The sequence below is a fragment of the Zavarzinia sp. genome, assembly GCF_049306435.1.
Classification (GTDB): domain Bacteria; phylum Pseudomonadota; class Alphaproteobacteria; order Zavarziniales; family Zavarziniaceae; genus Zavarzinia.
In genome coordinates this window covers 1-6,791 of the sequence record NZ_JBAQRT010000357.1, presented here as the reverse complement: position 1 = coordinate 6,791, position 6,791 = coordinate 1, and the positions used below count along the sequence as shown (strand labels likewise).

Here is a 6,791-nt window from a genome sequence, read left to right as displayed (position 1 = left end):
GGTCAGCACGCCGCGCTGGCCTTCGCCGCCCTCGCGGACATTGCCCCAGCCGGTCAGCACCGGCTTGCCGTCGATGACGAGGACATGCTCGAGCGACGGAATTTCGAGGGCGTGCAGCAGCATCTGCGCCATCAGCCGCTCGCCGCCATCGCTCGATGCCGCGAGACCGTCGGCCTTGCGGCGGATGTCGCCGGTCAGCGCGGCCAGGCGATCCTCGACCGCCGCGCGCTCCCCCTCCGGCAGATCGACGAGGCGGCGCGGCATGGCTTCGCCCGGGGCATACCAGTCGATCTGGCCCCGGCCGGGATCGAAATTCGGCTCGGCCAGCAGGGCGGCATGATCGGCCGAGAGGTTGCGCCGCAGATATTGCGCGATCTGGTCGAAGGCCAGGGTAACCGGCTGGCCGCCCGCGCCGAGGGCGTGGACATCGGTCGACCGGGTGGAGGCGACGAGCTGGCTGGTCATGACGGCGCGTTACTTCGACGGCGTCGCGGGCGTGGCCGCGCCGCCGCCCTGCCCGCCGCTCGCGCCCTGCCCGCCACTTACGCCCTGAGCAGGGGCGGCGGCTTCGGTCGGCGGATTGGCCGGCACGCAGCGGCCCGACAATACGGTCACGCCGACGTTCTGGCTCTTCAGGAAGGCGATCAGCTTCGCGCTGGCGAGTGCGTAATTCACCCGCACCGCCTGCGACGCATCGACCATCTGGAAGGTGTTCACCCCGACAACCCGGCCGCAGCGGTCGACCAGCGGCCCGCCGGAATTGCCGCGCGAAATGCCAGCGGTGTGGACGACGACGGGAACCCCGCCGTCGAGGTCCTGCATCACCGAAACCTCGCCGCTGGTCACCGCCATTTCCGGCACGGCCGAGGCATCGCCCTGTACGATCAGGCGGCGAAAGGACTGATCCCCCGCCATGACGATGCCGGGAAAGCCCGCGGCGACGACATGATCGAGCTTGGCGAGCGTGGTGGTCACCGCCAGCGGCTGGATGGTCGCCGGCACGCCGTCGACTTTCAGGAGGGCGAAATCGACCTCGCCGGGATCGGTCGCATTGGTCGAGGCGACGAGGGTCGCGGTCCTGGCCCCGCCCAGCGGCTTGGAGGTGACGAAGATATCCCCCGCCCCGGCGACGACATGGGCGTTGGTGACGACAAAGCCCGGGGCGACGAAGAAGCCCGAGCCCATGCCGACACCTTCCGCTCGGGGTGACAGCACCAGGACCACCGCGCCCTCGACGAGATCGAGCAGATTACCCTCGAACGCCCGGCCGCCTTCCGGCGTCGGCACGGCCTCGGCCGGTGGCGCGGTACTTTCGGGCGGGGCCGGCAGGCCGCCGAAGGGATTGTCGACGGTGCAGACATCGCCTTCGAGGATCTTCTTCGCCTCGGCGATGCGCTTCTCCAGCGCCTCGTTGGCCTTCTTCTGCAGGGCGATCTCTTCCCGCGTACGCGCCTCGTCGATCAGGCTGGCCCGGCCTTCGAGCCCGTCCAGCTTGTGGGCGAGCAGCGCCCAGCCCAGCCAGGCGCCAAGGGCGAGAAACACCAGCGCGACGACGAGCCCGGCCGGAATCAGCCACCAGGGCTTGCCCCGGCGGGGCTCGGCGGACGGGGAGGGCGATTGAGGCATGGACATGAAGGGCGATCCCGACTTCGGCAGGTGCGACGGTGGCAGACGCGCCGTCCCCCACCATCGCACCGCATCGATGCGCTGGACAGGCACTTGAGCGGCGACGCTAACAAACCGCCTGCCCCGTGCCAATGTCGAGGATCACAACCCCCGAGAGGCCCCGTCAGTTCCAGTGACCCTCGATCCAGATCCAGCCGTTGCGCCGCTCGGCCCAGTGGCCGGGAATCCAATGATGTTCGGGATGGCGCACGAAGATCACCCGGCCGGGCACCCAGATCCAGATCCCGGCGCGCAGCGCCCAATGCCCGGGTTCCCAGATCTCGTGGTCCTGAATGGCCGGCGCCACCTCGACCCGGGCCGGCGGCGGTTCTTCATAGATGATGATGTCCCGGGCCTGGGCCGCACCGGCGGCACCGAACAGGCCGAGTCCGAGAATCAGCGCTGCTGCAGCTGCTCGCTTCGACATGATGGTTTTCTCCGGCGGAAGGGTTCCGCTGTTCCTGAAACGGCGGAATCGCGGGCTTTCCTGTGCTGCCCGCGGGCCTTCCCTGCCCCCGATGTTCCCTCTATGATCCCGGCCATGTTTACCGAAGCCCCCCTCGACTGCGGCCGCGCCGTCGTCCTGCCCGAATGGGTCGACTACAACGGCCATATGAACGTCGGCTATTACGTGCTGGCGATCGATCAGGCGCTCGACCGCAGTTTCGACCGGTTCGATTGCGGCAAGGCTTATGTCGAGCGGACCAACCGCTCGTTCTTCGTGCTGGAAACCCATGTCCGGTACCTGCGCGAGGTGACGACCGGCGCCCCCCTCGCCTTCAGCTTCCAGCTGATCGGCCATGACGCCAAGCGCCTGCATTATTTCATCGAGATGCGCCACGCCGAGGACGGCTTTCTCTCGGCGACCTCGGAACAGATCGCGCTCCATGTCGATCTCGGCACCCGCAAGACCGAGGTCATGCCGGATCATCTACAGGCCATGTTCGCCGAGATGGCCACCGCCCATGCCGCCCTGCCCGCGCCGGAAGGCCTTGGCCGGGTCATGGGTCTTGGCCGGAAAAGCTGATCCGATGGCCAGCGATCCCTTCGATCCCGCCGGCTGGGACGATCCCGGCCCGGCGGATGCACCGGATGTTCCGGCGCCGACGCCCTATTACCTCGAAGGCCTGAACCCGGAGCAGCGCGCCGCGGTCGAGGCGACGGACGGTCCCGTTCTCGTCCTCGCCGGCGCCGGCACGGGCAAGACCCGGGTGCTGACCACCCGGATCGCCCATCTCCTGCACCTCGGCAAGGCCTGGCCGGGGCAGATCCTCGCCGTCACCTTCACCAACAAGGCGGCGCGCGAGATGCAGGAGCGGGTCGCCGCCATCGTGCCCGGCGCGGCCGAGGGCATGAACTGGCTCGGCACCTTCCATTCGATCGCCGCGCGGATCCTGCGCCGGCACGCCGAACTCGTCGGCCTGCAGCCCAATTTCACCATTCTCGACGCCGACGACCAGCTGCGCCTGATGAAACAGCTGATCGCCGCCGAGGGGCTGGACGACAAGCGGTTCCCGGCCCGCAGCCTCGCCGTGCTGATCGACCGCTGGAAGAACCGCGCCCTCACCCCGGACCGGCTGGGCAGCGACGACGCCCATAGTTTCGCCGAGGGCAAGGGCAAGATCCTCTACACCGCCTATCAGGACCGGCTGAAGACCCTGAACGCCGCCGATTTCGGCGACCTTCTGCTGCATGTCATCACCATCTTCCAGAACCACCCGGACGTGCTGGCGGACTGGCAGCGGCGCTTCAAATACATCCTCGTCGACGAATATCAGGACACCAACGTCGCCCAGTATCTGTGGCTGCGCCTGCTGGCCCAGCGCTGGCGCAACCTGTGCTGCGTCGGCGACGACGACCAGTCGATCTATGGCTGGCGCGGCGCCGAGGTCGGCAACATCCTGAAGTTCGAGAGCGATTTCCCCGGTGCCAAGGTGATCCGGCTGGAGCGCAATTACCGCTCCACCGGCCATATCCTCGCCGCCGCCTCCGGCCTCATCGCCGCCAATCAGGGCCGTCTCGGCAAGACCCTGTGGACCGAGGACGAGGCGGGCGAGAAGGTCCGCGTCATCGGCTATTGGGACGGCGAGGAAGAGGCCCGCTCCACCGCCGACCTGATCGAGGGAATGCGCGGCCATGGCCGGCGCCTGTCGGACATGGCGATTCTCGTCCGCGCCGGCCACCAGACCCGCGCCTTCGAGGAGCGGTTCGTGGCGACCGGCCTGCCCTATCGCGTGATCGGCGGCCCCCGCTTCTACGAGCGGCAGGAAATCCGCGACGCCCTCGCCTATTTCCGCATCGTGGTCCAGCCGGAGGACGATCTCGCCTTCGAGCGGATCGTGAACGTGCCGAAGCGCGGCCTTGGCGATGCCACGATCCAGCAGCTTCACATTCTTGCCCGGGCGCGCGGCATCTCGCTGCATCACGCGGCGAGCGTGATCACCGAGACGGACGAACTAAAGCCCAAGGCGCGCACGGCGCTGCGCGACCTGATCGAGGGCTTCGCCCGCTGGCGCTCGGTCGGGCGCGACCTGCCCCATGCCGAACTGGCCGAGACCATCCTGGACGAAAGCGGTTACACCGCCATGTGGCAGGCCGACAAGTCGGCCGAGGCGCCGGGCCGGCTCGACAACCTCAAGGAATTGGTCGACGCCATCGCCGGCTTCGAATCCCTGCCCGCCTTCCTCGACCATGTCGCGCTTGTGATGGAGATCGAGCGGGGCGACGCCGGCCAGGACATGGTTACGCTGATGACCCTGCATGGCGCCAAGGGCCTGGAATTCCCCGTGGTCTTCCTGCCCGGCTGGGAGGAAGGCCTGTTCCCCAGCCAGCGCAGCCTCGACGAGAGCGGCCTCGCCGGTCTCGAGGAGGAGCGCCGCCTCGCCTATGTCGGCATCACCCGGGCGCGGGAGACGGCGATCATCAGCCATGCCGCCAACCGCCGCATCTATAACCAGTGGCAAAGCGCGATTCCGTCCCGCTTCATCGAAGAGATGCCGCGCGACCATGTCGAGACCGAGGCCAAGCCCGGCCTGTGGGGCGCCAACGCGGGAAGCTCCAGCCTCGGCACCTCGTTGCGCGAGGCCGATCTGTTCGGCGATCGCGGCACGCCTGGCCCCGGCTATCGCCGCGCGGCCGAGGCCAAGCCCGTGCGGGCCATCGATCTCAGCGCCGAGCGAGTCACCGTGACCGACAACACGGGCGAGGATTTCTCGACCGGCGAGCGCGTGTTCCACCAGAAATTCGGCTATGGCCGCATCGCCCGCATCGAGGGCAACAAGCTCGACATCAATTTCGACAAGGCGGGGGTCAAGAAAGTGATCGCCAGCTTCGTCTCCCGGGCGTAACCCCTGTTTTCCCTTCCGAGGCCCTGACATGAATCCTGGCGCCGGCCTGATCGAAGCCCATCTGACCCTGCCGCCGGAAGCGGTGCCCGCCTTCGAGCTGATGCTGTCCGACCTCGTCGTCGCGCTGACGACGATGACCCGCGACGATGGCGCGACCTGGACGCTGGAAGCCCTGCTCGGCCCCGATGGCGACAAGGAAGCACTGGCCGATGCCCTGGTCGAAGCCGCCACCATCGCCGGCATCGAACTGCCGCCGATCGAATGGCGCGTGCTGCCCGATGTCGACTGGGTGTCGGAGACTCAGAAGATCCTGAAGCCCCTCGACATCGGCCGGTTCTGGATCCACGGCCCGGAGGCGCCGGAAGTGCCGCCCGTCGCCGCCATTGCCCTGGAAATCGAGGCGGGCATGGCTTTCGGCACCGGCCGCCACGCGACGACGGCGGGCTGTGTCCTCGCGCTGGAGCGGCTGGCCCGCATCCGCCGTTTCCGCCGGGTCATCGATGTCGGCGCCGGCTCGGGCATCCTCGCCATGGTGGCCGCGAAGCTGATGCATCCGCCGGTGCTCTGGGCGACCGATGTCGATCCGGTCGCGGTCGAGACGGCACGCGACAACGCGGCGAAGAATGGCCTGCGCGCCGCGGCGCTGCACACGGTCGCCGATGGCGTGATCGAGCGGAAGGTCCAGGCCGCCGCGCCCTTCGATCTCGTGATCGCCAATATCCTGGCGGTGCCCCTGATGAAACTGGCGAAACAGATTTGCGATGTGGTCGCGCCCGGCGGCACCATCGTCCTGTCGGGACTTCTGGTGTCGCAGGAGACGATGGTGCTGTCGGCCTACCGCCAGCGCGGCTTCCACCTCGCCGCCCATATCCACAAAGAAAACTGGGCGACCCTGATCCTCACCCGCTAGGGAGAGGTCGAGGTCGCCCAGCTTCGGCGTCTCGTCACAATGTCTCGGCGCGCCGTCGGGCGCACCTGATGCCTCAAGCGGCGGTGCGGGCCGCGGCGTTTTCGTTCGCCACGTCCTTCAGCGCCTGTGCCTGCAACAGCACTTTGGCATCCCGCCGGACACGACCGGCGACGACGCCATCAATCTGACCGCGGTCGATGCCGATATCGGCAAGGAGGCGGTCGTCAAGAACAGACAATTCGGCACGGAGGCGCTGACGCGCCATGAAGACCTTCAGCGCCCCGACGAGCTTTCCCGGAACCTTGGCCACGATCATGACAATCTCCCACAGGAAAACACTCAACCCCACCAGCGGGACGATCCTGGCCGTGACCATGTCCGGGCCGCCGATGAAACCATAGGTGCTGCCGGGCCCATGCCCAACATGCGATCGGGACGCCTCGTAAGGAACGTAAGCCATGATGCTTCTCCTTCGGTTGGCGTTACCGTCATGGCAAGATATACGCGGCGGGCGGACTTTCCGGCAGGGGGGCGCCGGCAGGCGAGATATGCGTTCAACGCATTGGAAACAAATTATCGTCCCACTAAATGCATAGCTCTTCAGCAGTCGTACCGAATTTGTCGCCAAGAGGCCAAAAAATGAGCACTCCAGATCAGGTCCCCGCCCGCTTCCTCGACACCGGAGAGATGGCCGAACTGGAACGCCTGATGCCGGGCAAGCCCCTGGAATCGCTGGCCCTTCGCCTTGCCGGCGCGGCCGCCGGGACCGCCGGGCGGGGCGCCGACCTCTTGGCCGTGATCGACCCCGGCGCTTCCACCACCCTCGGGCCCCAGGTCGAAGGCGTGGTGAAGCGCCTGCGGCCCCGCCT

8 protein-coding genes are annotated in these 6,791 nt (G+C 67.7%); 4 read left to right on the top strand and 4 right to left on the bottom strand.

The genetic code is table 11. The annotated features are described in order from the left end of the window. The 3 genes from WAZ62_RS20615 to WAZ62_RS20605 form a co-directional block, all read right to left on the bottom strand. Positions 1-465 (bottom strand): hypothetical protein (locus WAZ62_RS20615; protein WP_422645416.1); only part of this gene is annotated, 465 nt, incomplete at its 3' end. 9 nt (positions 466-474) lie between these two features. Further along, positions 475-1,632 carry a trypsin-like peptidase domain-containing protein gene (locus tag WAZ62_RS20610; RefSeq protein ID WP_422645415.1) on the bottom strand — a complete coding sequence of 386 codons (1,158 nt, stop codon included), beginning with the start codon at positions 1,630-1,632 and terminating at the stop codon, positions 475-477. 157 nt (positions 1,633-1,789) lie between these two features. Further along, entirely contained in the window at positions 1,790-2,092 is a 303-nt protein-coding gene (locus WAZ62_RS20605; RefSeq protein ID WP_422645414.1) for a hypothetical protein, read from the bottom strand. 114 nt (positions 2,093-2,206) lie between these two features. Between WAZ62_RS20605 and WAZ62_RS20600 the strand changes: the two genes are divergently transcribed. From WAZ62_RS20600 to WAZ62_RS20590, 3 genes are read left to right on the top strand one after another with little or no spacing between them, the layout of a single operon-like run. Beyond that, on the top strand, positions 2,207-2,692 hold the full coding sequence (locus WAZ62_RS20600) for a thioesterase family protein (RefSeq protein WP_422645413.1): 486 nt from the start codon (positions 2,207-2,209) through the stop codon (positions 2,690-2,692). A gap of 4 nt (positions 2,693-2,696) precedes the next feature. Continuing rightward, the gene (locus WAZ62_RS20595) at positions 2,697-5,012 is read left to right on the top strand and encodes an ATP-dependent helicase (RefSeq protein WP_422645412.1); all 2,316 of its coding nucleotides are present in this window, start codon (positions 2,697-2,699) and stop codon (positions 5,010-5,012) included. Positions 5,013-5,040: 28 nt separating this feature from the next. Then, complete coding sequence (locus WAZ62_RS20590) at positions 5,041-5,922, top strand: 50S ribosomal protein L11 methyltransferase (protein ID WP_422645411.1); 882 nt, start codon at positions 5,041-5,043, stop codon at positions 5,920-5,922. A gap of 73 nt (positions 5,923-5,995) precedes the next feature. Here WAZ62_RS20590 and WAZ62_RS20585 read toward each other — a convergent pair whose 3' ends face one another. Continuing rightward, positions 5,996-6,382 carry a DUF1127 domain-containing protein gene (locus WAZ62_RS20585; RefSeq protein ID WP_422645410.1) on the bottom strand — a complete coding sequence of 129 codons (387 nt, stop codon included), beginning with the start codon at positions 6,380-6,382 and terminating at the stop codon, positions 5,996-5,998. 179 nt (positions 6,383-6,561) lie between these two features. On the opposite strand from WAZ62_RS20585, the gene WAZ62_RS20580 reads away from it, so the two are divergent. Beyond that, positions 6,562-6,791, top strand: a 230-nt coding sequence (locus WAZ62_RS20580; protein WP_422645409.1) for a hypothetical protein, incomplete at its 3' end; no start/stop codon positions are given.